The organism is Streptomyces sp. NPDC005551 (genome assembly GCF_042871785.1).
GTDB lineage: Bacteria > Actinomycetota > Actinomycetes > Streptomycetales > Streptomycetaceae > Streptomyces.
In genome coordinates, this window is record NZ_JBIAJE010000006.1 from 428,612 (window position 1) to 451,921 (window position 23,310).

25 protein-coding genes are annotated in these 23,310 nt (G+C 69.8%); 19 read left to right on the forward strand and 6 right to left on the reverse strand.

Annotated elements, in window-relative coordinates; all coding sequences use genetic code 11:
• The first annotated feature begins 60 nt into the window (after window positions 1–60).
• From ACFYP4_RS19990 to ACFYP4_RS20075, 18 genes are all read left to right on the forward strand, one after another.
• Complete coding sequence (locus ACFYP4_RS19990) at window positions 61–1,200, forward strand: LCP family protein (protein WP_388786689.1); 1,140 nt, start codon at window positions 61–63, stop codon at window positions 1,198–1,200.
• Between the two features lie 170 nt (window positions 1,201–1,370).
• Entirely contained in the window at window positions 1,371–1,592 is a 222-nt protein-coding gene (gene rpmE / locus ACFYP4_RS19995) for a 50S ribosomal protein L31 (protein WP_010984345.1), read from the forward strand.
• A 138-nt stretch (window positions 1,593–1,730) separates the two neighbouring features.
• Window positions 1,731–2,807, forward strand: coding sequence for a peptide chain release factor 1 (prfA, locus tag ACFYP4_RS20000; RefSeq protein WP_358854060.1), 1,077 nt, complete (start codon window positions 1,731–1,733; stop codon window positions 2,805–2,807).
• Between the two features lie 52 nt (window positions 2,808–2,859).
• Window positions 2,860–3,741, forward strand: coding sequence for a peptide chain release factor N(5)-glutamine methyltransferase (prmC, locus tag ACFYP4_RS20005; protein WP_388786693.1), 882 nt, complete (start codon window positions 2,860–2,862; stop codon window positions 3,739–3,741).
• Between the two features lie 53 nt (window positions 3,742–3,794).
• Window positions 3,795–4,442, forward strand: a complete 648-nt coding sequence (locus ACFYP4_RS20010) for an L-threonylcarbamoyladenylate synthase (protein ID WP_358854062.1) — start codon at window positions 3,795–3,797, stop codon at window positions 4,440–4,442.
• A 52-nt stretch (window positions 4,443–4,494) separates the two neighbouring features.
• Window positions 4,495–5,142 (forward strand): protein-tyrosine-phosphatase, encoded by a 648-nt coding sequence (locus ACFYP4_RS20015; protein WP_388786697.1) that lies wholly within the window; start codon window positions 4,495–4,497, stop codon window positions 5,140–5,142.
• Between the two features lie 71 nt (window positions 5,143–5,213).
• Window positions 5,214–6,452 (forward strand): serine hydroxymethyltransferase, encoded by a 1,239-nt coding sequence (gene glyA, locus ACFYP4_RS20020; RefSeq protein ID WP_358854064.1) that lies wholly within the window; start codon window positions 5,214–5,216, stop codon window positions 6,450–6,452.
• Between the two features lie 129 nt (window positions 6,453–6,581).
• Window positions 6,582–7,919, forward strand: a complete 1,338-nt coding sequence (locus ACFYP4_RS20025; RefSeq protein WP_388786700.1) for an MraY family glycosyltransferase — start codon at window positions 6,582–6,584, stop codon at window positions 7,917–7,919.
• Window positions 7,920–8,200: 281 nt separating this feature from the next.
• Window positions 8,201–8,638: a hypothetical protein gene (locus ACFYP4_RS20030; protein ID WP_388786703.1), complete on the forward strand. Its 438-nt coding sequence runs from the start codon at window positions 8,201–8,203 to the stop codon at window positions 8,636–8,638.
• A 273-nt stretch (window positions 8,639–8,911) separates the two neighbouring features.
• Entirely contained in the window at window positions 8,912–9,682 is a 771-nt protein-coding gene (gene atpB / locus ACFYP4_RS20035) for a F0F1 ATP synthase subunit A (protein WP_358854191.1), read from the forward strand.
• Between the two features lie 74 nt (window positions 9,683–9,756).
• Window positions 9,757–9,996, forward strand: coding sequence for an ATP synthase F0 subunit C (atpE, locus tag ACFYP4_RS20040; protein WP_358854192.1), 240 nt, complete (start codon window positions 9,757–9,759; stop codon window positions 9,994–9,996).
• 38 nt (window positions 9,997–10,034) lie between these two features.
• On the forward strand, window positions 10,035–10,583 hold the full coding sequence (locus tag ACFYP4_RS20045) for a F0F1 ATP synthase subunit B (protein WP_358854193.1): 549 nt from the start codon (window positions 10,035–10,037) through the stop codon (window positions 10,581–10,583).
• A complete protein-coding gene (locus ACFYP4_RS20050; RefSeq protein WP_358854194.1) occupies window positions 10,580–11,395 on the forward strand; it encodes a F0F1 ATP synthase subunit delta in 816 nt (271 codons plus the stop codon). Before ACFYP4_RS20045 ends, ACFYP4_RS20050 begins: the two co-directional genes overlap by 4 nt.
• Before the next feature lie 127 nt (window positions 11,396–11,522).
• Window positions 11,523–13,112, forward strand: coding sequence for a F0F1 ATP synthase subunit alpha (gene atpA / locus ACFYP4_RS20055; RefSeq protein WP_358854195.1), 1,590 nt, complete (start codon window positions 11,523–11,525; stop codon window positions 13,110–13,112).
• 21 nt (window positions 13,113–13,133) lie between these two features.
• Complete coding sequence (locus tag ACFYP4_RS20060; protein WP_358854196.1) at window positions 13,134–14,051, forward strand: F0F1 ATP synthase subunit gamma; 918 nt, start codon at window positions 13,134–13,136, stop codon at window positions 14,049–14,051.
• Complete coding sequence (atpD, locus tag ACFYP4_RS20065; protein WP_358854197.1) at window positions 14,051–15,487, forward strand: F0F1 ATP synthase subunit beta; 1,437 nt, start codon at window positions 14,051–14,053, stop codon at window positions 15,485–15,487. Before ACFYP4_RS20060 ends, atpD begins: the two co-directional genes overlap by 1 nt.
• 118 nt (window positions 15,488–15,605) lie before the next feature.
• Window positions 15,606–15,980 (forward strand): F0F1 ATP synthase subunit epsilon, encoded by a 375-nt coding sequence (locus ACFYP4_RS20070; RefSeq protein ID WP_358854198.1) that lies wholly within the window; start codon window positions 15,606–15,608, stop codon window positions 15,978–15,980.
• A gap of 138 nt (window positions 15,981–16,118) precedes the next feature.
• The gene (locus ACFYP4_RS20075) at window positions 16,119–16,565 is read left to right on the forward strand and encodes a DUF2550 domain-containing protein (RefSeq protein ID WP_358854199.1); all 447 of its coding nucleotides are present in this window, start codon (window positions 16,119–16,121) and stop codon (window positions 16,563–16,565) included.
• 80 nt (window positions 16,566–16,645) lie between these two features.
• Here the strand turns inward: ACFYP4_RS20075 and ACFYP4_RS20080 are convergent, their stop codons facing one another.
• From ACFYP4_RS20080 to ACFYP4_RS20090, 3 genes are all read right to left on the reverse strand, one after another.
• On the reverse strand, window positions 16,646–18,481 hold the full coding sequence (locus ACFYP4_RS20080; RefSeq protein ID WP_358854200.1) for a glycoside hydrolase family 18 chitinase: 1,836 nt from the start codon (window positions 18,479–18,481) through the stop codon (window positions 16,646–16,648).
• Window positions 18,482–18,625: 144 nt separating this feature from the next.
• A complete protein-coding gene (locus ACFYP4_RS20085) occupies window positions 18,626–19,267 on the reverse strand; it encodes a response regulator transcription factor (protein WP_358854201.1) in 642 nt (213 codons plus the stop codon).
• Window positions 19,264–20,445, reverse strand: coding sequence for a histidine kinase (locus tag ACFYP4_RS20090; protein WP_358854202.1), 1,182 nt, complete (start codon window positions 20,443–20,445; stop codon window positions 19,264–19,266). Before ACFYP4_RS20090 ends, ACFYP4_RS20085 begins: the two co-directional genes overlap by 4 nt.
• Before the next feature lie 152 nt (window positions 20,446–20,597).
• On the opposite strand from ACFYP4_RS20090, the gene ACFYP4_RS20095 reads away from it, so the two are divergent.
• Entirely contained in the window at window positions 20,598–21,215 is a 618-nt protein-coding gene (locus ACFYP4_RS20095; RefSeq protein WP_358854203.1) for a hypothetical protein, read from the forward strand.
• On the opposite strand, the gene ACFYP4_RS20100 is transcribed toward ACFYP4_RS20095, so the two are convergent.
• The 3 genes from ACFYP4_RS20100 to ACFYP4_RS20110 are packed head-to-tail and all read right to left on the reverse strand — an operon-like array spanning window position 21,132 to window position 23,263.
• Entirely contained in the window at window positions 21,132–21,704 is a 573-nt protein-coding gene (locus ACFYP4_RS20100; protein ID WP_388786713.1) for a cob(I)yrinic acid a,c-diamide adenosyltransferase, read from the reverse strand. The two genes, ACFYP4_RS20095 and ACFYP4_RS20100, sit on opposite strands and share 84 nt — an antisense overlap.
• Window positions 21,705–21,717: 13 nt before the next feature.
• On the reverse strand, window positions 21,718–22,467 hold the full coding sequence (locus ACFYP4_RS20105; RefSeq protein WP_388786716.1) for an ABC transporter permease: 750 nt from the start codon (window positions 22,465–22,467) through the stop codon (window positions 21,718–21,720).
• Between the two features lie 13 nt (window positions 22,468–22,480).
• Window positions 22,481–23,263, reverse strand: a complete 783-nt coding sequence (locus ACFYP4_RS20110; protein ID WP_388786719.1) for an ABC transporter ATP-binding protein — start codon at window positions 23,261–23,263, stop codon at window positions 22,481–22,483.
• Between the last annotated feature and the right edge of the window lie 47 nt (window positions 23,264–23,310).

Genomic DNA, 23,310 nt, shown 5'->3' on the forward strand with positions numbered 1-23,310 from the left:
ACAGACCGGGCCCAGCCCTGAAAGCAGGGGGTAACCGAGCGCACGAGGACTGAGGAGCACATGTCTGCCGAGAGCACGCCGGTACCCGGCACACCTCCGGAACGCGAGCCGAACGGCCCCCGCCACCGCGCCCCGGGCCGCCGCCGCGACACCGGCGGCAAGCGAAGCAGGGGCGTGCTCGTCGCAGCCTGGACCGCGGCGGGCATCCTCGTCCTCGGCGGCACCGGCGTCGGGTACCTGTACGTCAAGCTCAACGGCAACATCAAGAGCGTCGACATCAACCAGGCCCTCGGCGGCGACCGCCCCCTGGACGTCGACAACGGCTCGCAGGACATCCTCGTCCTCGGCTCCGACACCCGCTCGGGCACCAACAAGAAGCTGGGCGGCGGCACCGACGACGGCACGGCCCGCTCGGACACGGCGATGGTCGTGCACGTCTACAAGGGCCACAAGAGAGCCAGTGTCGTGTCGATACCGCGGGACACCCTCATCGACCGGCCGTCCTGCACCGACGCCGAGGGCGTGGGGCACGACGCCGCGCGGGACGTCATGTTCAACTCCGCGTACTCCACCGGCGGCGCCGCCTGCGCGGTCAAGACCGTCGAGTCGCTGAGCGGGATCCGCATGGACCACTACGTCGAGGTCGACTTCAGCGGCTTCCAGAAGCTCGTCGACGACCTGGGCGGGGTGGACATCACCACCACCAAGGACATCTCCGACCCGGACAGCCACCTGGAGCTGAAGGCCGGCAGCCACACCCTCGACGGGGAGCAGGCGCTCGGCCTGGTCCGCACCCGGCACGGCGTCGGCGACGGCTCCGACCTCGGCCGCATCCAGCTCCAGCAGGCGTTCATCAGGGCGCTGGTCGACCAGGTCAGGGACCTCGGCGTGCTGACCAGCCCGAAGAAGCTGTACGACGTCGCCGACACCGCCACGAAGACCGTCACCACCGACTCGGAGCTGGCCTCCGTCAAGGCCCTCGCCTCCTTCGCCGGCGGCCTGAAGGGCATCAGCGCCTCGAAGATGACCATGGTGACGATGCCGGTCCGCTACGACAGCGCGAACGCCAACCGCGTCCTGGTCGAGAAGACCAAGGCCGAGCAGGTCTGGACGGCGCTGAAGGACGACCGCGCGATCCCACGGTCGGCCACCGAGGGCACGGCGACCGGTGAAGCCAAGGGCGTGGTCAGCTCCGGCTGACCGGTCGGGGCAGTCCCCGGGGCCGGACGGGGAAGCCCCGGGAATAGATCGTCCCCCACCCCGGTTTTGGGGGATGCGCCCAGTCCTGGCAGACTGGTACGTCGGCCCCGGTTCACGCACCCGCATCCCGCGGCGGCGACCCGGCGCCCTCCCGAAACTAGGAGACACCCTTGAAGCGCGACATCCACCCCGAGTACGTCGAGACGCAGGTCAGCTGCACCTGTGGCGCGTCGTTCACCACCCGCAGCACGATCTCCAGCGGCACCGTCCGTGCCGAGGTCTGCTCCGAGTGCCACCCGTTCTACACGGGCAAGCAGAAGATCCTCGACACCGGTGGCCGTGTGGCCCGCTTCGAGGCCCGCTTCGGCAAGGCTGCCGCTGCCAAGAAGTAGCGAGCCCACAGCGCCGGTCTCCGATGTCCCCGAGCAGGGGACGCCGGGACCGGCGCTTTGCGGTGCAGCCCCCATTCGTCGTAGTACCAACGTCCCCACGCCCGTACCGGAGCCGGGGACAGTCCATTGGAGCCGGAGATGTTCGAGGCGGTCGAGGAACTCATCGGCGAGCACGCCGATCTGGAGAAGAAGCTCGCTGACCCGTCGGTCCACGCCGACCAGGCCAACGCGCGCAAGCTCAACAAGCGCTACGCCGAGCTGACCCCGATCGTCGCGACCTACCGCTCCTGGAAGCAGACCGGGGACGACATCGGGACGGCGAAGGAGTTCGCCCTCGACGACCCCGACTTCGCCGCCGAGGTCAAGGAGCTGGAGAAGCAGCGCGAGGAGCTCACCGAGAAGCTCCGCCTGCTGCTGGTCCCGCGCGACCCCAGCGACGACAAGGACGTCATCCTCGAGATCAAGGCGGGCGCGGGCGGCGACGAGTCGGCCCTGTTCGCCGGCGACCTGCTGCGCATGTACCTGCGCTACGCCGAGCGCGTCGGCTGGAAGACCGAGATCATCGACGCCACCGAGTCCGAGCTCGGCGGCTACAAGGACGTCCAGGTCGCCGTGAAGACCAAGGGCGGCAACGGCGCGACCGAGCCCGGCCAGGGCGTCTGGGCCCGCATGAAGTACGAGGGCGGCGTGCACCGCGTGCAGCGCGTGCCCTCCACCGAGTCGCAGGGCCGCATCCACACCTCCGCCGCCGGCGTGCTCGTCACGCCCGAGGCCGAGGAGGTCGACGTCGAGATCCACGCGAACGACCTGCGGATCGACGTCTACCGCTCCTCCGGCCCCGGCGGCCAGTCCGTCAACACCACCGACTCCGCGGTGCGCATCACGCACCTTCCCACCGGAGTCGTCGCCTCCTGCCAGAACGAGAAGAGCCAGCTGCAGAACAAGGAGCAGGCGATGCGTATCCTGCGCTCCAGGCTCCTCGCGGCGGCCCAGGAGGAAGCGGAGAAGGAGGCCGCGGACGCCCGCCGCAGCCAGGTCCGCACCGTCGACCGCTCCGAGAAGATCCGTACGTACAACTACCCGGAGAATCGCATCTCGGACCACCGCGTCGGCTTCAAGGCGTACAACTTGGACCAGGTGCTCGACGGTGACCTCGACGCCGTGATCCAGGCGTGCGTCGACGCGGACTCGGCGGCCAAGCTCGCCGCCGCGTAAGGACACGTACCAGCCAGACCGTACGACAACAGCTCAGCCCCGGAGGACCAGCGTGCAGCAACATTTTGGGGGGCGACCCCCGAACCCCCGCAGCGTGCTGCTCGCGGAAGTGGCCCAGGCCACCCAGCGGCTGGCCGACGCCGGCGTGCCCTCGCCGCGCAACGACGCGGAGGAGCTCGCCGCCTTCGTGCACGGCGTGAAGCGGGGCGAGCTGCACACCGTCAAGGACATCGACTTCGACGCCCGGTACTGGGAGATGATCGCGCGCCGCGAGGCGCGCGAGCCGCTCCAGCACATCACGGGGCACGCCTACTTCCGCTACCTGGAGCTCCAGGTCGGCCCCGGCGTCTTCGTGCCCCGGCCCGAGACCGAGTCGGTCGTAGGCTGGGCCATAGACGCCGTACGGGCCATGGACGTGGTGGAACCGCTCATCGTCGACCTGTGCACCGGCTCCGGCGCCATCGCGCTCGCCCTCGCCCAGGAGGTCCCGCGCTCGCGCGTGCACGCCGTGGAGCTGTCCGAGGACGCCCTCAGATGGACGCGCAAGAACGTCGAGGGGTCCAGGGTCGACCTGCGCCAGGGAGACGCCCTGGAAGCCTTCCCCGACCTCGACGGCCAGGTCGACCTGGTCATCTCCAACCCGCCGTACATCCCCCTCACGGAATGGGAGTACGTCGCTCCGGAGGCCCGCGACTACGATCCCGAACTCGCCCTGTTCTCCGGCGAGGACGGACTCGACCTCATCCGCGGCATCGAACGCACCGCGCACCGGCTGCTGCGGCCCGGCGGGGTCGTCGTCGTCGAGCACGCCGACACCCAGGGCGGACAGGTGCCGTGGATCTTCACCGAGGAGCGGGGCTGGGCCGACGCGGCCGACCACCCGGACCTCAACAACCGGCCGCGGTTCGCGACCGCCCGCAGGGCGATGCCGTGAGCGCGCCCACCGTCTCTCCAAACCAGCAGTACGTGTACGAGGAGGCCCGCTAGATGGCACGGCGATACGACACCAACGACGCGACCGACCGCGCGACCGGGCTGCGCGAGGCCGCGTCCGCGGTCCGCCGTGGCGAGCTCGTGGTGCTGCCGACCGACACCGTGTACGGCGTCGGTGCCGACGCGTTCAGCTCCGAGGCCGTCGCCGACCTCCTGGCCGCCAAGGGCCGGGGCCGCGACATGCCCACCCCCGTCCTCATCGGCTCCCCGAACACGCTGCACGGCCTCGTCACGGACTTCTCCGAGATGGCCTGGGAGCTCGTCGACGCGTTCTGGCCGGGCGCCCTCACGCTCGTCGCGCGGCACCAGCCGTCCCTCCAGTGGGACCTCGGGGACACCCGCGGCACCGTCGCCGTGCGCATGCCGCTGCACCCGGTCGCCATCGAGCTGCTCACCGAGGTCGGCCCGATGGCCGTCTCCTCCGCGAACCTCACGGGCCACCCCTCGCCCGAGGACTGCGACGCCGCGCAGGAGATGCTCGGCGACTCCGTCTCGGTCTACCTGGACGGCGGCCCGACCCCGGGCATCGTCCCCTCCTCCATCGTCGACGTGACCGGCAAGGTGCCCGTGCTGCTGCGCGAGGGGGCACTGTCCGCCGGAGAGCTGCGCAAGGTCGTACCCGACCTCGAGGTGGCGAATTGACAGCCCCTGACTCCCCCAAGCTCCCGACTCCGCTCGACCAGGGGGCACCCCCATGCGTGGCATAGGCACGGGGATCACGGGGGCCAACGGGTCCCCCCAGGGGTCCTTCCGCATCCTCCACGTCAGCACCGGCAACGTGTGCCGCTCACCGATCACCGAGCGGCTGACCCGCCATGCCCTCGCGGACCGCCTCGGCGACCCCCTGTGGGGCGGTCTGATCGTGGAGAGCGCGGGCACCTGGGGCCACGAGGGCGCGCCCATGGAGGCCAACGCCGAGGCCGTCCTCGCGGACTTCGGCGCGGACGCCTCCGGCTTCGTCGGCCGGGAACTCCTCGACGAGCACGTCATCCGGGCCGACCTGGTGCTGACGGCCACCCGCGACCACCGCGCCCAGGTCATCTCCATGGGCCACTCGGCGGGCCTGCGCACCTTCACGCTCAAGGAGTTCACCCGGCTGGTGCGCGCCATAGACCCGGCGACGCTGCCGCCCCTCGACGACGGCGCGGTCACCCGCGCCCGCGCCCTCGTGCGGGCCGCCGCGGCGCTGCGCGGGTGGCTCCTCGCCCCGACCGCGGAGGCGGACGAGGTCTACGACCCGTACGGCGCCCCCCTGCCGTTCTTCCGTTCGATCGGCGACGAGATCAACGAGGCGCTGGACCCGGTCGTCACGGCGCTGACGGGCGTGCCCGCGCGGACCTGACACCGGGCGTGCCACCGGTCCCGGTTCTACATTGGACACAAGCCACGCCCCGCCGAGGTCCGGAGTCCACCATGCCGGTCACACCCACGCTCGAAGCGGACGTCCTGCGCCGGCAGGACCCGGAGCTCGCCGACATCCTGCTCGGGGAGCTGGACCGGCAGTCGACCACCCTGCAGCTCATCGCCGCCGAGAACTTCACCTCCCCGGCCGTGCTGGCCGCCCTCGGGTCGCCGCTCGCCAACAAGTACGCCGAGGGCTACCCGGGCGCCCGGCACCACGGCGGCTGCGAGATCGTCGACGTCGCCGAGCGCGTCGCCGTCGAACGCGCCAAGGCCCTGTTCGGCGCCGAGCACGCCAACGTGCAGTCCCACTCCGGTTCCTCCGCGGTGCTCGCCGCGTACGCCGCGCTGCTGCGCCCCGGCGACACCGTGCTGGCGATGGGCCTGCCCTTCGGCGGCCACCTCACCCACGGCTCACCCGCGAACTTCTCCGGCCGCTGGTTCGACTTCGTCGGCTACGGCGTGGACGCCGAGAGCGGCCTCATCGACTACGAGCAGGTGCGCGCCCTGGCCCGTACGCACCGTCCGAAGGCGATCGTGTGCGGGTCCATCTCCTATCCGCGGCACGTCGACTACGCCGCCTTCCGGGAGATCGCCGACGAGGTGGGCGCGTATCTGATCGCCGACGCCGCGCACCCCATGGGTCTCGTCGCCGGGCGGGCGGCGCCCAGTCCTGTGCCGTACGCCGACGTCGTGTGCGCCACCACCCACAAGGTGCTGCGCGGTCCGCGCGGCGGGATGCTGCTGTGCGGGAGCGAACTGGCCGAGCGCGTGGACCGGGCGGTCTTCCCGTTCACGCAGGGCGGTGCGCAGATGCACACCATCGCCGCCAAGGCCGTCGCGTTCGGCGAGGCGGCGACACCGGCCTTCACCGCGTACGCCCATCAGGTGGTCGCCAACGCGCGCGTGCTGGCCGCGGCGCTGGCGGCGCAGGGGCTCGCCGTGACGACCGGCGGCACCGACACCCATCTGGTGATCGCGGACCCGGCGCCGCTCGGCGTCGAGGGACGCACCGCGCGGGGTCGGCTCGCCGCCGCGGGCCTGGTCCTCGACACCTGCGCGCTGCCGCACGGGGACGCGCGCGGACTGCGGATCGGCACGGCGGCGACCACCACGCAGGGCATGGGCGAGGCGGAGATGGCGCGGATCGCCGTACTGTTCGCGCGGGTGCTGAGGGACGAGACCGCGAGCCGGGCCGCACGTGAAGAAGTACGGGAGCTGACCGGAAGATTTCCGCCCTATCCCGGCTAGCGAAGGGCGGGCGGCGCAGGGTGCACAGCCACTCGTGCAACCATCGTCGCTACCCGGAAGTCCTCACTCATATGCGCGCGAAGCTAGGGTGTGGGGCTGTGATGGCCAGCGAGACCTGTGGGGAAGCCCGTGCGTGAATACCTGCTGACGCTCTGCATCACGGCCGCGGTGACGTATCTGCTGACAGGGCCGGTACGGAAATTCGCGATCGTGGCCGGAGCCATGCCGGAGATCCGGGCGCGCGACGTGCACCGGGAACCCACTCCGCGGCTCGGCGGGATCGCGATGTTCTTCGGACTGTGCGCGGGACTGCTGGTCGCGGACCACCTGGAGAACCTCAACGGGGTCTTCGCCAGCTCGAACGAACCGCGGGCGCTGCTGTCCGGGGCGGCGCTGATCTGGCTGATCGGCGTCCTGGACGACAAGTTCGAGATCGACGCCCTGATCAAGCTGGGCGGCCAGATGATCGCCGCGGGCGTCATGGTCATACAGGGTCTGACGATCCTGTGGCTGCCGATCCCGGGTGTCGGCCTCGTCGCGCTGACCCAGTGGCAGGGCACCCTGCTGACCGTCGCGCTCGTCGTCATCACCATCAACGCCGTCAACTTCGTGGACGGCCTCGACGGACTCGCCGCCGGCATGGTGTGCATCGCCTCCGCCGCGTTCTTCCTGTACGCGTACCGCATCTGGTACAGCTACGGCATCGAGGCCGCCGCCCCGGCGACCCTCTTCGCGGCGATCCTGATGGGCATGTGCCTCGGCTTCCTGCCGCACAACATGCATCCCGCGCGGATCTTCATGGGCGACTCGGGCTCGATGCTCATCGGGCTGGTGCTGGCCGCCGGAGCGATCTCCATCACCGGGCAGATCGACCCCGACGCGATGAACCTGTTCTCCGGGTCGGAGCGCAACACCGTCCACCAGACGGTGCCCGTGTACATCCCGCTGCTGCTGCCACTGACGATCATCGCGGTACCGGCCGCCGACCTCGTGCTGGCCATCGTGCGGCGCACCTGGCGCGGCCAGTCGCCCTTCGCCGCCGACCGCGGGCACCTGCACCACCGGCTGCTGGAGGTCGGGCACTCGCACAGCCGGGCCGTCCTGATCATGTACTTCTGGTCGGCGGTGATCGCCTTCGGCGCTCTCGCCTATTCCGTCAACTCGGCATCCATGTGGATCGTGCTCGGCGTCATGCTGTTCAGCGCGGTCGGGCTGGTGCTGCTCCTGCTGCCGCGGTTCACGCCGCGCATCCCGCGCTGGGCGGAGCGCTTCGTGCCGCCGCGCTACCGCCGACGGGGCGCCGTCGCCGTCCCGGACGCCGACGGCGCCCCGTCGGCCGCGTACGCGCCGGGCGAGGAGGAGCCCCGCGCCCCGGTCGTCACAGGCGTCTCAGGAGTCAACGGGGCCACGGCAGTTGGGGTCCGGGAGCACCGGCTGGACCGCCGCGGGGCGGGGTCCTCCCACTGACGCGAGGGAGGAATCCCGCGAGAGCGCTGCGCGCAAAGCGGTCCATTACCAGACAAGTTGTCTCCGGCGCCGCACAGACGCGCGGAGTAACTCTCATGTGTGACAGCGAGCACACCAACCAGGTAAAGACCTCATCAAATAGTTTGTGATACGGTTCACGAGAACCCGGGATAGAGCCGAAGGGCCGTGATGCGACGGTCTCTTGGCGTGAGGTCCTCACTCGACCCGGGACTACGCTCGTCCATGACGACACGCCCCCCTTAGCAAGCGGAGTTGCCGCCATGCCGTCCAATGACGCCCGGAATCTACTGCTGATCGCTGCGCCCACAGCGGCCGCCGGCGTGGTCGCCGTCGCCGTCAGTGGCGCGGTCGCAGGCGGTAAGGGGGCGGTCGGCGCGGCGGTCGGCGTGCTGTTGGCCATGCTCTTCATGGGCCTCGGTCTGTACGCCCTGCAGTGGACGGCGAAAAAGCTTCCGCAGCTGTTCCAGGCCATGGGCCTGATGCTCTACGTCGCGCAGCTCCTGCTGCTCATGATCTTCGTGGCCATCTTCAAGAACACCTCTCTCTTCAACCCGAAGGCGTTCGCGCTCTCGCTGGTCGTGGCGACCGTCGTGTGGATGGCTGCCCAGGCTCGTGCGCACATGAAGTCCAAGATCTTCTATGTCGACCCGGAACCCGAGAAGAGCGAGCGGCCCGAGAAGTCAGGGTCCTCGTCGTGAGGGGTAGGGCCGGGATAAAGGCAGGGGAGATCTACTGCTATCGTCCGGTGCCAACTGCGGCATCGCGGGCGTGGGCATCTGAAGTGAAGCCCGCTCAATCGCGAGGCTCGATGCCCCCCAGCCGCCCCCACATCCGTCACACCAGTCCGGTGCCGACCCGCGGCTGTATGCCGCGCCGACACAACGAGGTTGCCGTACCCATGCGTCACGCCGAAGGAGCCCGTGGTGAGTGCTGACCAGACCCAGCTCGCCTTTGACTGGAGCTGTCGGATCATGTCCGACAACGGGTGTGGCTTTCCGGCTCCGGGCCTGCACTCGTTCCTCTTCGAGCCGATCGCCACGGTCGGAGGGTTCGACTTCAACAAGGTGATGCTGCTCTCGCTCATCACCACCGTCCTTGTCGTCGGCTTCTTCTGGGCCGCCTTCGGCAAGGCCAAGCTGGTGCCGGGCAAGCTGCAGATGGTCGGCGAGGCCGGCTACGACTTCGTCCGCCGAGGCATCGTCTACGAGACCCTCGGGAAGCGGGAGGGCGAGAAGTACGTCCCGCTGATGGTCTCGCTCTTCTTCTTCATCTGGATCATGAACGTCTGGTCCGTGATCCCGGTGGCACAGTTCCCGGTGTCGTCGATCATCGCGTTCCCCGCCGTCCTCGCGGCGATCGTGTACGTGGTGTGGCTGTCGCTGACGTTCAAGAAGCACGGCTTCGTCGGCGGGTTCAAGAACCTCACCGGTTACGACAAGTCGCTCGGCGCGGTACTGCCGCTCGTCGTGGTCATCGAGTTCTTCTCGAACGTCCTCGTCCGGCCCTTCACCCACGCGGTCCGACTGTTCGCCAACATGTTCGCCGGCCACCTGCTGCTCGTGATGTTCACCGTCGCCAGCTGGTACCTGCTGAACAGCTACATGATCCCCGGCGCGGCCGTCTCCTTCGTGATGACGATCGTGATGGTCCTGTTCGAGCTCTTCGTCCAGGCCGTTCAGGCGTACGTGTTCGTGCTGCTGGCCTGCTCCTACGTGCAGGGCGCTCTCGCCGAGCACCACTGATCCGCTCACCCGCAAACCCCCAGTCGTCCGGTGGCCAACCCCCACCGGTTCGTAACAGACAAGGAAGTAACGGCATGTCCGCGACCATCGAACTCGCCGCTGGCGTCACCGGCTCCCTCGGTTCCATCGGCTACGGTCTCGCTGCGATCGGCCCCGGCATCGGCATCGGCATCATCTTCGGCAACGGCACCCAGGCCCTGGCCCGCCAGCCCGAGGCGGCCGGTCTGATCCGCGCCAACCAGATCCTCGGCTTCGCGTTCTGTGAGGCGCTCGCCCTCATCGGCATCGTCATGCCGTTCGTGTTCGGTCAGTAAGACCTACTTACCGACACGTATCGACGAAAGGCACTGATGTGATCGCCAACCTGGTTCAGCTGGCGGCTGAGGAGAAGCAGAATCCCCTCATCCCGCCCGGCCCCGAGCTGCTCGTCGGCGCCATCGCCTTCGCCATCGTGTTCTTCTTCTTCTGGAAGAAGCTCCTCCCGAACATCAACAAGGTTCTGGAAGAGCGCCGCGCGGCGATCGAAGGCGGTATCGAAGAGGCCGACGCCATGAAGGTCGAGGCCCAGAGCGTGCTGGAGCAGTACAAGGCTCAGCTCGCCGAGGCTCGGCACGAGGCCGCGCGTCTGCGCCAGGAGGCGCAGGAGCAGGGCGCCACGCTCATCGCCGAGATGCGCGCGGAAGGCCAGCGGCAGCGTGAGGAAATCATCGCCGCCGGTCACTCCCAGATCGCGGCGGACCGCAAGGCCGCTTCGCAGGCGCTGCGCCAGGACGTGGGCAAGCTCGCCACCGACCTGGCCGGCAAGCTCGTCGGCGAGTCCCTCGAGGACCACGCCCGGCAGAGCCGCACGATCGACCGTTTCCTCGACGAGCTCGAGGAGAAGGCCGAGGCCGCGCGATGAACGGAGCGAGCCGCGATGCCCTGGCAGCCGCACGTGAGCGTCTCGACGCGCTGACGGACTCCACGTCCGTGGACGCGGCGCAGCTCGCCGACGAGCTGGCCGCCGTCACCGCGCTGCTCCACCGCGAGGTGTCGCTGCGTCGGGTCCTGACCGACCCGGCGCAGCCCGGTGAGGCGAAGGCCGTGCTGGCCCAGCGCCTGCTCGGCGGCCAGGTGGGCGGCACGACCGCCGACCTGGTGTCAGGTCTGGTGCGTTCCCGCTGGTCACAGCCGCGTGACCTGGTGGACGCGCTGGAGGAGCTGGCGAACACCGCCGAGCTCACCGTGGCGCAGCGGGCCGGTCTGCTGGACGACGTCGAGGACGAGCTGTTCCGCTTCGGCCGGATCGTCGCCTCGAGCACCGAGCTGCGCGCCGCGCTGACCAACCGCGCCGCCGGCAAGGCGGCCAAGGGCGAGCTGCTGGGCAGCCTGCTCGGCGGCCGGGCCAACGCGGTGACCGAGCGACTGGTGACGCGTCTCGTGACCGTGCCGCGTGGACGTAGCCTGGAGGCGGGACTGGAGTCCCTGTCCAAGCTCGCCGCCGCGCGCCGGGACCGCATGGTCGCCGTCGTCACCTCGGCGGTTCCGCTGAGCGACGGACAGAAGCGACGCCTCGGCGAAGCTCTGGCCAAGCTCTACGGGCGCCGGATGCACCTCAACCTCGACGTGGACCCCGACGTCCTCGGCGGGATCCGGGTGCAGGTCGGTGACGAGGTCATCAACGGCTCCATCGCGGACCGGCTCGAAGAGGCCGCCCGCCGCATGGCGAGCTAGCAGCAACTTCACAAGCAAGATCGCAGTACTTACGGCCCTGGTTGGGCCGTTGCAGAGGATTCCTGGGGGTCGCCCCCAGACCCCCAAGTTGAAACTTCGGGCCCAACAAGGAGAGCAGGGAACCCAGATGGCGGAGCTCACGATCCGGCCGGAGGAGATCCGGGACGCGCTGGAGAACTTTGTCCAGTCGTACAAGCCGGACGCGGCCTCGCGCGAGGAGGTCGGTACGGTCACCCTTGCCGGCGACGGCATCGCGAAGGTCGAGGGCCTCCCCTCGGCCATGGCCAACGAACTGCTGAAGTTCGAGGACGGCACCCTCGGTCTCGCCCTCAACCTCGAGGAGCGCGAGATCGGCTGCGTCGTCCTCGGCGAGTTCAGCGGCATCGAGGAGGGTCAGCCGGTCACCCGTACCGGCGAGGTCCTGTCGGTCGCCGTGGGCGAGGGTTACCTCGGCCGCGTGGTCGACCCGCTCGGCAACCCGATCGACGGCCTCGGCGAGATCGAGACCAGCGGTCGCCGCGCCCTCGAGCTGCAGGCCCCGGGCGTCATGGCCCGCAAGTCGGTGCACGAGCCGATGGAGACGGGCTACAAGGCCGTCGACGCGATGACCCCGATCGGCCGTGGTCAGCGTCAGCTGATCATCGGTGACCGCCAGACCGGCAAGACCGCCCTGGCCGTCGACACGATCATCAACCAGCGCGACAACTGGCGCACCGGTGACCCGAAGAAGCAGGTCCGCTGCGTCTACGTCGCCATCGGCCAGAAGGGCTCGACCATCGCCTCCGTGCGTGGCGCCCTCGAGGACGCCGGCGCGCTGGAGTACACGACCATCGTCGCCGCCCCGGCGTCCGACCCGGCCGGCTTCAAGTACCTGGCGCCGTACACCGGCTCGGCCATCGGCCAGCAGTGGATGTACGAGGGCAAGCACGTCCTCATCATCTTCGACGACCTCTCGAAGCAGGCCGACGCCTACCGCGCCGTGTCCCTGCTGCTCCGCCGCCCGCCGGGGCGCGAGGCCTACCCGGGTGACGTCTTCTACCTGCACTCCCGTCTGCTGGAGCGCTGCGCGAAGCTCTCCGACGACATGGGCGCGGGCTCGATGACCGGTCTGCCGATCGTCGAGACGAAGGCCAACGACGTCTCGGCGTTCATCCCGACCAACGTCATCTCCATCACCGACGGCCAGTGCTTCCTGGAGTCGGACCTGTTCAACGCCGGTCAGCGCCCCGCGCTGAACGTCGGTATCTCCGTCTCCCGAGTCGGTGGTTCCGCGCAGCACAAGGCGATGAAGCAGGTCTCCGGCCGACTGCGCGTGGACCTCGCCCAGTTCCGTGAGCTGGAGGCGTTCGCCGCCTTCGGTTCCGACCTGGACGCCGCGTCGAAGGCGCAGCTGGAGCGCGGCCAGCGGATGGTCGAGCTGCTCAAGCAGGCTCAGTACCAGCCGATGTCGACCGAGGACCAGGTCGTCTCCGTGTGGGCCGGTACCACCGGCAAGATGGACGACGTCCCGGTCAACGACATCCGCCGCTTCGAGAAGGAGCTCCTGGAGTACCTGCACCGCAAGGAGCAGGGCCTCATGACCTCCATCAAGGAGGGCGGGAAGATGTCGGACGACACGCTGACCGCCGTGGCGGACGCCATCACGGAGTTCAAGAAGCAGTTCGAGACCTCGGACGGGAAGCTTCTCGGCGAGGACGCTCCGGCCGCCGCCAAGTGACGTAAGGAAGGGACCTGACTCATGGGAGCCCAGCTCCGGGTCTACAAGCGTCGCATCCGATCCGTCACCGCGACCAAGAAGATCACCAAGGCGATGGAGATGATCGCCGCCTCGCGTGTCGTCAAGGCGCAGCGCAAGGTGGCGGCCTCCGCGCCGTACGCGACCGAGCTCACCCGCGCGGTCACGGCGGTGGGGACCGGGTCGAACACCAAGCACCCGCTGACCACGGAGGCGGAGACGGCGACCCGTTCCGCGGTGCTGCTCCTCACGAGCGACCGCGGACTGGCCGGCGCCTTCAACTCCAACGCCATCAAGGCGGCGGAGCAGCTGACCGCGCGTCTCGAGGCGGAGGGCAAGGAGGTCGACACGTTCATCGTCGGCCGCCGCGGTCTGGCCCACTACAACTTCCGCGAGCGCAAGGTCGCGGAGTCGTGGTCGGGCTTCACCGACGAGCCCACGTACGCGGACGCGAAGAAGGTCGCGGGTCCGCTGATCGAGGCCATCGAGACGGAGACGGCCGAGGGCGGCGTGGACGAGATCCACATCGTCTACACCGAGTTCGTCTCGATGATGACGCAGTCGGCGATCGACAGCCGGCTGCTTCCGCTCCGCCTCGAAGAGGTCGCGGAGGAGACGTCCACCAAGGGCGAGATCCTTCCGCTGTACGACTTCGAGCCGTCGGCTGAGGACGTCCTCGACGCCCTGCTGCCGCGGTACGTCGAAAGCCGTATCTACAACGCGCTGCTCCAGTCGGCTGCCTCCAAGCACGCCGCCACGCGCCGCGCGATGAAGTCGGCCACCGACAACGCGGGAGACCTGATCACCACGCTCTCCCGACTTGCCAACGCGGCCCGCCAGGCCGAAATCACCCAGGAAATCAGCGAGATCGTCGGTGGCTCCGCAGCCCTCGCCGACGCGACCGCGGGGAGTGACAAGTAATGACGACCACTGTTGAGACGGCCGTTGCCACGGGCCGCGTCGCCCGGGTCATCGGCCCGGTCGTCGACGTGGAGTTCCCCGTCGACGCGATGCCGGAGATCTACAACGCTCTGCACGTCGAGGTGGCCGACCCGGCTCTGGAGGGCGCGCTCAAGACGCTGACCCTCGAGGTCGCCCAGCACCTGGGTGACGGCCTGGTCCGCACGATCTCGATGCAGCCCACCGACGGTCTGGTCCGCCAGGCCCCGGTGACCAACACCGGTACGGGCATCACCGTCCCGGTCGGCGACTTCACCAAGGGCAAGGTGTTCAACACCCTCGGTGAGGTGCTGAACGTCGACGAGACCTACGACGGCGAGCGCTGGTCCATCCACCGCAAGGCGCCGAACTTCGACGAGCTCGAGTCGAAGACCGAGATGTTCGAGACCGGCGTCAAGGTCATCGACCTTCTCACCCCGTACGTCAAGGGTGGAAAGATCGGTCTGTTCGGTGGTGCCGGCGTCGGCAAGACGGTGCTCATCCAGGAGATGATCTACCGCGTCGCCAACAACCACGACGGTGTCTCCGTGTTCGCCGGTGTCGGCGAGCGCACCCGTGAGGGCAACGACCTCATCGAGGAGATGTCCGAGTCGGGCGTCATCGACAAGACCGCGCTGGTCTTCGGCCAGATGGACGAGCCCCCGGGCACCCGTCTGCGCGTGGCCCTGGCCGGTCTGACCATGGCGGAGTACTTCCGCGATGTGCAGAAGCAGGACGTGCTGTTCTTCATCGACAACATCTTCCGCTTCACGCAGGCCGGTTCCGAGGTCTCGACCCTGCTCGGCCGCATGCCCTCCGCGGTGGGCTACCAGCCGAACCTGGCCGACGAGATGGGCCTCCTCCAGGAGCGCATCACCTCGACGCGTGGTCACTCGATCACCTCGATGCAGGCGATCTACGTCCCCGCGGACGACCTGACCGACCCGGCTCCGGCGACCACCTTCGCCCACCTCGACGCGACGACGGTTCTGTCCCGTCCGATCTCCGAGAAGGGCATCTACCCGGCCGTGGACCCGCTGGACTCCACGTCCCGGATCCTGGACCCGCGCTACATCGCGCAGGACCACTACGAGGCCGCGATGCGCGTCAAGACGGTCCTCCAGAAGTACAAGGACCTCCAGGACATCATCGCGATCCTCGGTATCGACGAGCTGGGCGAAGAGGACAAGCTCGTCGTCCACCGCGCCCGTCGCGTGGAGCGCTTCCTGTCCCAGAACACCCACGTCGCCAAGCAGTTCACCGGCGTCGACGGGTCGGACGTCCCGCTGGACGAGTCGATCGCGGCCTTCAACTCGATCATCGACGGCGAGTACGACCACTTCCCGGAGCAGGCGTTCTTCATGTGCGGTGGCATCGAGGACCTCAAGGCCAACGCCAAGGAGCTCGGCGTCTCCTGACGCCGGCCCCGCATTCACGGCGAGAGGGGGCGGGCGCGTCCCGCCCCCTCTCGTACGCCCACTAGACTTTGACCCAACACCCGGCAGCAACGCCGGGTGGTGACCCGAGGAGCCCACCTTGGCTGCTGAGCTGCACGTCGAGCTCGTCGCCGCGGACCGCAGTGTCTGGTCCGGCGAGGCCACCCTGGTCGTCGCGCGTACCACGTCCGGCGACATCGGCGTCATGCCCGGTCACCAGCCGCTGCTCGGTGTGCTGGAGTCGGGCCCGGTGACCATCCGTACGAACGACGGTGCGACCGTCGTCGCCGCCGTGCACGGCGGTTTCCTGTCGTTCGCGGACAACAAGCTCTCCCTGCTGGCCGAGATCGCCGAGCTGTCGGACGAGATCGATGTCCAGCGTGCGGAGCGGGCGCTCGAGCGCGCGAAGTCGGACGCGGACGCGTCCGCGGAGCGTCGCGCGGATGTCCGACTGCGTGCGGTGTCGGCTCGCTGACCCCAGCACGCACGTAATGACGTGACTCAGCCGCGGCCGGGACTGGAGCAATCCAGACCGGGTCGCGGCTGAGGCGATGCGGGTGCTTTTTTCCGTTCCATTACCTGCTTTACCTAGGAGACGAGGAGGTCGGTGTCGATGGTCCTCGCTCTGACTGTGTGCGGGTTGGTAGTGGCCCTCGTGGTGGTGGGGCTGTTCGTCTTCGGCCTCCGCCGCCGGCTGATCCAGCGTTCCGGCGGAACGTTCGACTGCAGCCTGCGCTGGGACGTCCCCGAGAAGAGCGACACCAACGGCAAGGGCTGGAGCTACGGGGTCGCCCGCTACAACGGCGACCGCATCGAGTGGTACCGCGTCTTCTCCTACGCCCCCCGGCCGCGCCGCACCCTGGAGCGCTCGGCGATCGAGGTGGCCGGCCGCCGCGCCCCCGAGGGCGAGGAGGAGCTGGCGCTCCTGTCCGACGCGATCATCCTCACCTGTCTGCACCGGGGTACGCGGCTGGAGCTGGCGATGAGCGAAGACGCGCTGACCGGATTTCTCGCGTGGCTGGAAGCAGCCCCGCCCGGTCAGCGCGTCAATGTCGCTTAGTGCTTGGTGCTTGGTGCTTAGTGCTTAGTGCTTGGTGCTGAGGGCCTGGTGCTCAGTGCCGGTGCCTCGCGGCGTGCCGGCTACTGCAGGCCGCTGTTGATCGCGCTCACCAGCTCTCCGTTGCCGGTGTCACCGCTGAACTCCCAGAAGAACGCTCCGCCGAGGCCCTGGCTCTTGGCCCAGGTCATCTTCGAGCCGATGGTCGCCGGGGTGTCGTAGCTCCACCAGTTGGTGCCGCAGTGCGCGTACGCCGTGCCGGCGACGGTGCCGGTGGCCGGGCAGGCCGTCTTGAGTACCTTGTAGTCCTCGATGCCCTGCTCGTAGGTGCCGGCCGCCGGGCCGGTCGCGGTGCCGCCGGGCGCGGACTGCGTGACGCCGGTCCAGCCTCGGCCGTAGAAGCCGATGCCGAGCAGGAGCTTGCTCGCCGGGACGCCCTTGGCCTTGAGCTTGGCGATCGCCGCGGCCGAGGTGAAGCCCTCCTTCGGGATGCCCGAGTAGGAGGTCAGCGGGGAGTGCGGGGCGGTCGGGCCCGTCTTGTCCCAGGCGCCGAAGTAGTCGTACGTCATCACGTTGTACCAGTCGAGCGAGGTGGCCGCGCCGCCGTAGTCGGCCGCGTCGATCTTGCCGCCGTCGCTGCCGTCCGCGGTGATCGCGGCGGTGACCAGGTTCTTGGACCCGAACTTCGCCCGCAGCGCGGAGGTGAGGTTCTTGATCGCTGCCGGGCCGCTGGTGTCACAGGTCAGACCGCAGGCGTTCGGGTACTCCCAGTCGATGTCGATGCCGTCGAAGACGTCGGCCCAGCGCGGGTCCTCGACCAGGTCGTAGCAGGACTGGGCGAAGGCGGCCGGGTTCTTCGCGGCGTCGGTGAAGCCGCCGGACCAGGTCCAGCCGCCGAAGGACCACAGGACCTTGATGTTCGGGTACTTGGCCTTCAGCTGGCGCAGCTGGTTGAAGTTGCCGCGCAGCGGCTGGTCCCAGGTGTCCGCGACGCCGCTGACCGACTGGTCGGCGGTGTACGCCTTGTCGTAGTCGGCGTAGGCGTCACCGATCGTGCACTTGCCGCCCTGCACGTTGCCGAAGGCGTAGTTGATGTGCGTGATCTTCGCGGCGGAGCCGGAGGTGACCAGGTTCTTCACGTGGTAGTTGCGCCCGTAGACGCCCCACTCGGTGAAGTAGCCGAGCTTGACCTTGCCGCCGGTGCCCGGGTCCGTGGTGCCGCCGCCGGTGGTGTGGACCTTGACCGCGCCGCTCACCGGACCGGTCTGGTCGGCGGTGTCGCGGGCCTGGACCGTGTAGGAGTAGTCGGTGCCGGCGGTGAGGCCGGTGTCCGAGTACGACGTGGTGGTCACCGTGGCGACCTTGGCGCCGTCGCGAAGGACGTCGTAGTTCTTGACGCCCTTGTCGTCGGTGGCCGCGCTCCAGGAGAGCTTCACCGAGGTGTCGGTGACGCCGGACGCGGTCGGGGTGCCGGGCGCCGAGGGGGCCGCGTCGCCGGGGACGCTGGTGCCGTCACAACTGCCGCCGTTGATCTTGCAGTTGGAGGGCGAGCCGGTGCCGGAGCCGTTGAAGCCGAAGGAGACGGAGGCGCCGGCGGCGAGCGTGCCGCTCCAGGACTTGTTCTTGGCGGTCCAGTGGGTGCCGGAGTTGGTGACGTCGGCGTCCCAGGCCGAGGTGACGGAGGTGCCGGAGGGGAAGTCCCACTCCACCGTCCACGAACTGATGCTTGTGGTGCCGGTGTTCTTGACGGTCCACTTGCCCTCGAAGCCCGAGCCCCAGTCCTGGGTCTTGGCGTACGTGGCGGTGACGGAGGTGGCCGCCGAGGCGGGGCTCGCGAGCCCGACCATCGCGGCGAACGGGAGCAGCAGGGTGGTGAGACCCGCGATCGCTCTGTTTCTGGCTCTCTGCCGGAAGCGCATGATGCCTCTCCTCTTCTTCTGGTCGCCTCCGGGGGCTGCTCACCGGTGGCGGGGATGGCGTGGGCATGTTCCAGCGCAGTGCGGCGAGAATAGAAAGGTCTGGACCATCGGTCAATAGGTCTGGACCAGTGAGGTGGGGGTGAATCAGACGCCCAACTGTTGTGCGAGCACGGCCGCTTGGACCCGGCTGCGCAGTCCCAGCTTCCCGAGCAGGCGGCTGACGTGCGTCTTCACCGTGGCCTCGGCCATGTCGAGGCGCACGGCGATCTCCGCGTTGGACAGTCCCCGGCCGAGACAGGACAGCACCTCCCGTTCCCGGCGGGTGAGGACTTCGAGGACGGCCGGATCGGCCGAGGGCTCCCGCACGGGCCGGGCGCCGAACTCGGCGATCAGACGCCGGGTCACGGCCGGGGCGATCAGTCCCTCGCCGCGCGCCACCGTCCGCACGGCCGCCAGCAGATCGCGGGCGTCCGTGTTCTTCAGCAGGAAGCCGGCGGCACCCGCGCGCAGCGCCCCGAAGACGTACTCGTCGAGGTCGAAGGTGGTCAGCACGAGCACGTCGGCGAGTTCCTCGGCGACGACCCGGCGGGTGGCCGCGACCCCGTCGAGCAGGGGCATCTGGATGTCCATCAGGACCAGGTCCGGCCGCAGTTCACGGGCGAGCGACACCGCCCGCTCGCCGTCCGCGGTCTCGCCGACGACCTCGATGTCGGGCGCGCTGCGCAGGATGAGCACGAGTCCGGCCCGTACGGCGGCCTGGTCCTCGGCGACGAGCACGCGGATCATCCGGTTCCTCCATGGCTCAGGGGCAGCGTGGCACGCACGGTCCAGAGCGTGCCGCCGGGGGAGCCCGGCGGCTCCTCGGGGCCCGCGTCGAAGGTGCCGTGGAGCAGGGCGACCCGCTCCCGCATACCGGTCAGGCCGGCCCCGGAACCGGGTGCCCGCGGTCCGTCCCGGTCGCCGTACGGGCTGGTCACCCGCACGGTGAGCAGCCCGTCCCGCTGGGCGAGGGTGACGGTGACCGGGCCGGCGGCGGCGTGCTTGAGGGCGTTGGTCAGGGACTCCTGGACGATGCGGTAGGCGGCGAGTTCCAGCGGCGCGGGGAGCCCGTCCTCGTGCGCGGCCTCCAGGACGACGTCGAGACCGTTGGTGCGGGCGGCCTCGACGAGCGCGCCGACCCCCTCCAGCGTCGGTGCCGCGGCCGGCTCCCGGTCGTCGCTGTCGTGCCGCAGGATGCCGATGAGCCGGCGCATCTCGGCGAGGCCGTCGACGCTGTTCTCGCGGATGACGGTGAGGGCGTCCCGGGTGGTGCGCGGGTCGTCGAGGGAGAGCGCGGCCGTGGAGTGGATGGCGATCGCGGACAGATGGTTGGCGATCATGTCGTGCAGTTCGCGTGCCATCCGGGCCCGCTCGGCCGTGACCGCCTGAACCCGGTCCATCTCGGCTAGCAGCGCGGTCTGCTCGGCCCGCAGCCGGGCGGAGTCGGCGGCGTCCCGGTGGTTGCGGACCACCACGCCGGTGACGGCCGGGGCGAACGCCACGATGCCGGTCGCGAAGCCGATCAGCAGTGCGTCGGGCGTTCGCCACCAGGCGAGGAACCCGACCGTCATCCCGACGGTGACCAGCCCGGTGGTGACGGGGAGACGGCGGGCGGCGGCCGGGCTGCCGTACAGGGCGGCCGCGTACATGAGGTCGGTGTACATCAGGACCGTCACGATGCTGCCCCGCGTGAACTGGTCCGCGACCAGCGCCAGCGTGCCGGCCACGACGGCGGCCTGCGGCCTGCTCCGGCGCAGCAGCTCCAGGGCCGCCATCGCGGCGAGCGGGACCAGCACCCACGGTTCGGCGAACAGCCGGCCGGGGTTCGAGTACAGGCCGAACGCCCATACGAGTACCCCGCTGAGCAGGCCGGCGGCCGCGATGTACACGTCGAAGCGGTGCGGGCGGGGGAGCGGGGCGGCCATGGCTCCATCCAACACGGCGGGCGGGCGGGGCGCGTGCTTCCCGCGGACGGTCCCCGGCTACATCGAAGGATGCAGTCGCGCCTCGTCACGGCCGACGACGCACCGCCCGGCCGCGGAGGGGAGCCTTGAGAAGGTGAGCGAGAGGAGCGATCGTGATCATCGGACTGATCATCGCCTGTGAAGTGGGCTTCTGGGTGCTGCTGGCGGCCGGTCTGACGGCCCGCTACCTGCTGGGGCTGCGCCGTACCGGCCTGGCCCTGCTGCTGGGCGAGCCGCTGCTGGAACTCGTCCTGTTCGCGGCGACGGCCCTCGACCTGAAGCGGGGCGCCGAACCGGGCTGGGAGCACGGCCTGGCCGCCCTCTACATCGGGTTCACCGTCGCCTACGGGCACTGCACGGTGCGGTGGCTCGACGGTCACGCGGCCCACCGCCTCGCCGGCGGGCCGCCCCCCGTGCCGCCGCCCCGCTACGGCCTGGCCCGGGCCCGGCACGAGGGCGGGCTCTGGCTCCGTACGCTGCTGGCGGCGGCCGTCGCCTGCGCCCTCCTCCAGGGTGCCATCACCTACGTCGGCGAGGGCGGCGGCACCGAGTCCCTGCGTTCCTACCAGGCAGTGGCGCTGCGGGTGGCCGGGATCCACGGCCTGACCGCGCTCACCTACCTGGTCTGGCCGAAGCGGCGCCCGGCGTCAGCGCTCCCCGCCCGGGACCCACAGCACGTCCCCGACCCCCTTGTTGGCCGTGCGGGCGAGGATGAACAGCAGGTCCGATAGCCGGTTGAGGTAGGTCGCCGTCAGCGGGTTCATCACCTCGCCGTGCACCTCCATGGCGGCCCAGGTGGACCGCTCGGCCCGGCGGACGACCGTGCACGCCTGGTGCAGCAGCGCCGCGCCGGGCGTGCCGCCGGGCAGGATGAACGAGCGGAGCTTCTCCAGCTGTTCGTTGAAACGGTCGCAGTCGGCCTCCAGGCGGTCGATGTAGAACTGCTCGACGCGCAGCGGCGGGAATTCGGGGTTCTCGACGACCGGCGTCGACAGGTCCGCGCCCACGTCGAACAGGTCGTTCTGGACGCGGGTGAGGACCTTGACGGTCTCCTCGTCGAGCCCGCCGAGCGCGATCGCCGTGCCGAGGGCCGCGTTCGCCTCGTTGGCGTCCGCGTAGGCGGAGATCCGCAGATCGGTCTTGGCGACCCGGCTCATGTCGCCGAGGGCGGTGGTGCCCCGGTCGCCGGTCCTGGTGTAGATGCGCGTCAGATTGACCATGCGGCCAGCGTAGTTATGCTTCGGCCCCGCGGAAGCCGCGTGTGCCCACCGTCACGGCGAGCACGGTGAGGCCGAGGGCCACCAGGACGCCGTACAGCATGTGCGCCGTCGTGTACGAGCCGACGTACGCGTCCCGCACCGCGTCCACCAGGTAGCGGAACGGCATGAAGTGCGAGAGGGCGTCCAGCCAGCCCGGGGCGAGGCTCATCGGGAGCATCAGGCCGGACAACAGCATCGACGGCATGGACACGGCGTTGATCAGCGGGCCGAACTGCTGCGGGGTGCGCACCCGCAGCGCCACCGCGTACGACAGCGAGGCCAGTGACACCGTGAGCAGGCCCACGAACGCGAAGCCGATCAGGATGCCGGCGAGCGGTGCGCGCAGGCCCATCGCCAGCGCGGCCAGCACCAGCAGCACCGCCTGCAAGACGAAGACCGTGGCTTCGCGCAGGACCCGGCCGAGGAGCAGGGCGAGGCGGCTGACCGGGGTCACCCGCATCCGCTCGACCACGCCCTGACCGCTCTCGATGATGATCGTGAAACCCGCGAACAGGGCTCCGAACAGGCCGAGTTGCATGAGCAGGCCGGGGACCAGCATCTGCCAGGAGCTGCCCTGCCCGCCGAGCGGGAGGTTCGTCAGCAGCGGGCCGAAGAAGAGGAGATAGAGCAGCGGCGTCAGCACGCCGAAGAGCAGGGCGAACCGGGAGCGCAGGGACTGGCGGAGGTAGCGGCCGTAGATGAGGGCCGTGTCGTGGAGCAGCATCTTCGGGTGACTCCTACAGGGCGGCGGGGGCGGCGTCGGACGGTGCCGGGACGCGGCCGGTGATGGCGAGGAACGCGTCCTGGAGGGTCGCGTCCGGCGCGCCTCCGTGGCGCAGCTTCAGGGCGCCCGGGGTGCCCTCGGCCACGACGACGCCCTCGTCCACGATCACCAGCCGGTCGGACAGGGCGTCGGCCTCGTCGAGGTAGTGGGTGGTCAGGAACACGGTCGTGCCGTGCTCGTCGCGCAGGCGGCGGATCAGGTTCCACAGGTCGGCCCGGCTGCCGGGGTCGAGGCCCGTCGTCGGCTCGTCCAGGAAGAGCAGCTTCGGGCGGTGGGTGAGCGCCATGGCGATGTCCAGGCGGCGCCGCTGCCCGCCGGAGAGCGCGCCCGCCCTGCGGTCGAGCAGTCCGGTGAGACCGAGGTCCTCGGCGAGCTCCTCGGCTCGGGCCACCGCGCGCGCCTTCGGCAGCCGGTACAGACGGCCCTGGGTGACCAGCTCCTCCCGCACGCTGATCTGCGGGTCGACCCCGCCGGACTGGGCCACGTAGCCGCAGGCCCGCCGCACTGCGGCCGGGTCGGCGACCAGGTCGTGGCCGGCGACGGTGGCCGCGCCGCCGGTGGGCCTCAGCAGGGTGGTCAGCATGCGCAGGGTGGTCGTCTTGCCGGCGCCGTTCGGGCCGAGGAAGCCGAGGATCTCGCCCGCGCGGACGGTCAGGTCGATGCCGCGCACGGCCTCCACGGGGCCGTGCTTCGTCCGGAAGGTACGGGCGAGTCCGGCGGTACTGATGATTGCCATGTCCCCAGAAAAACAGAGTGCCTACAATTTTGCAATGTCCCCAAAAA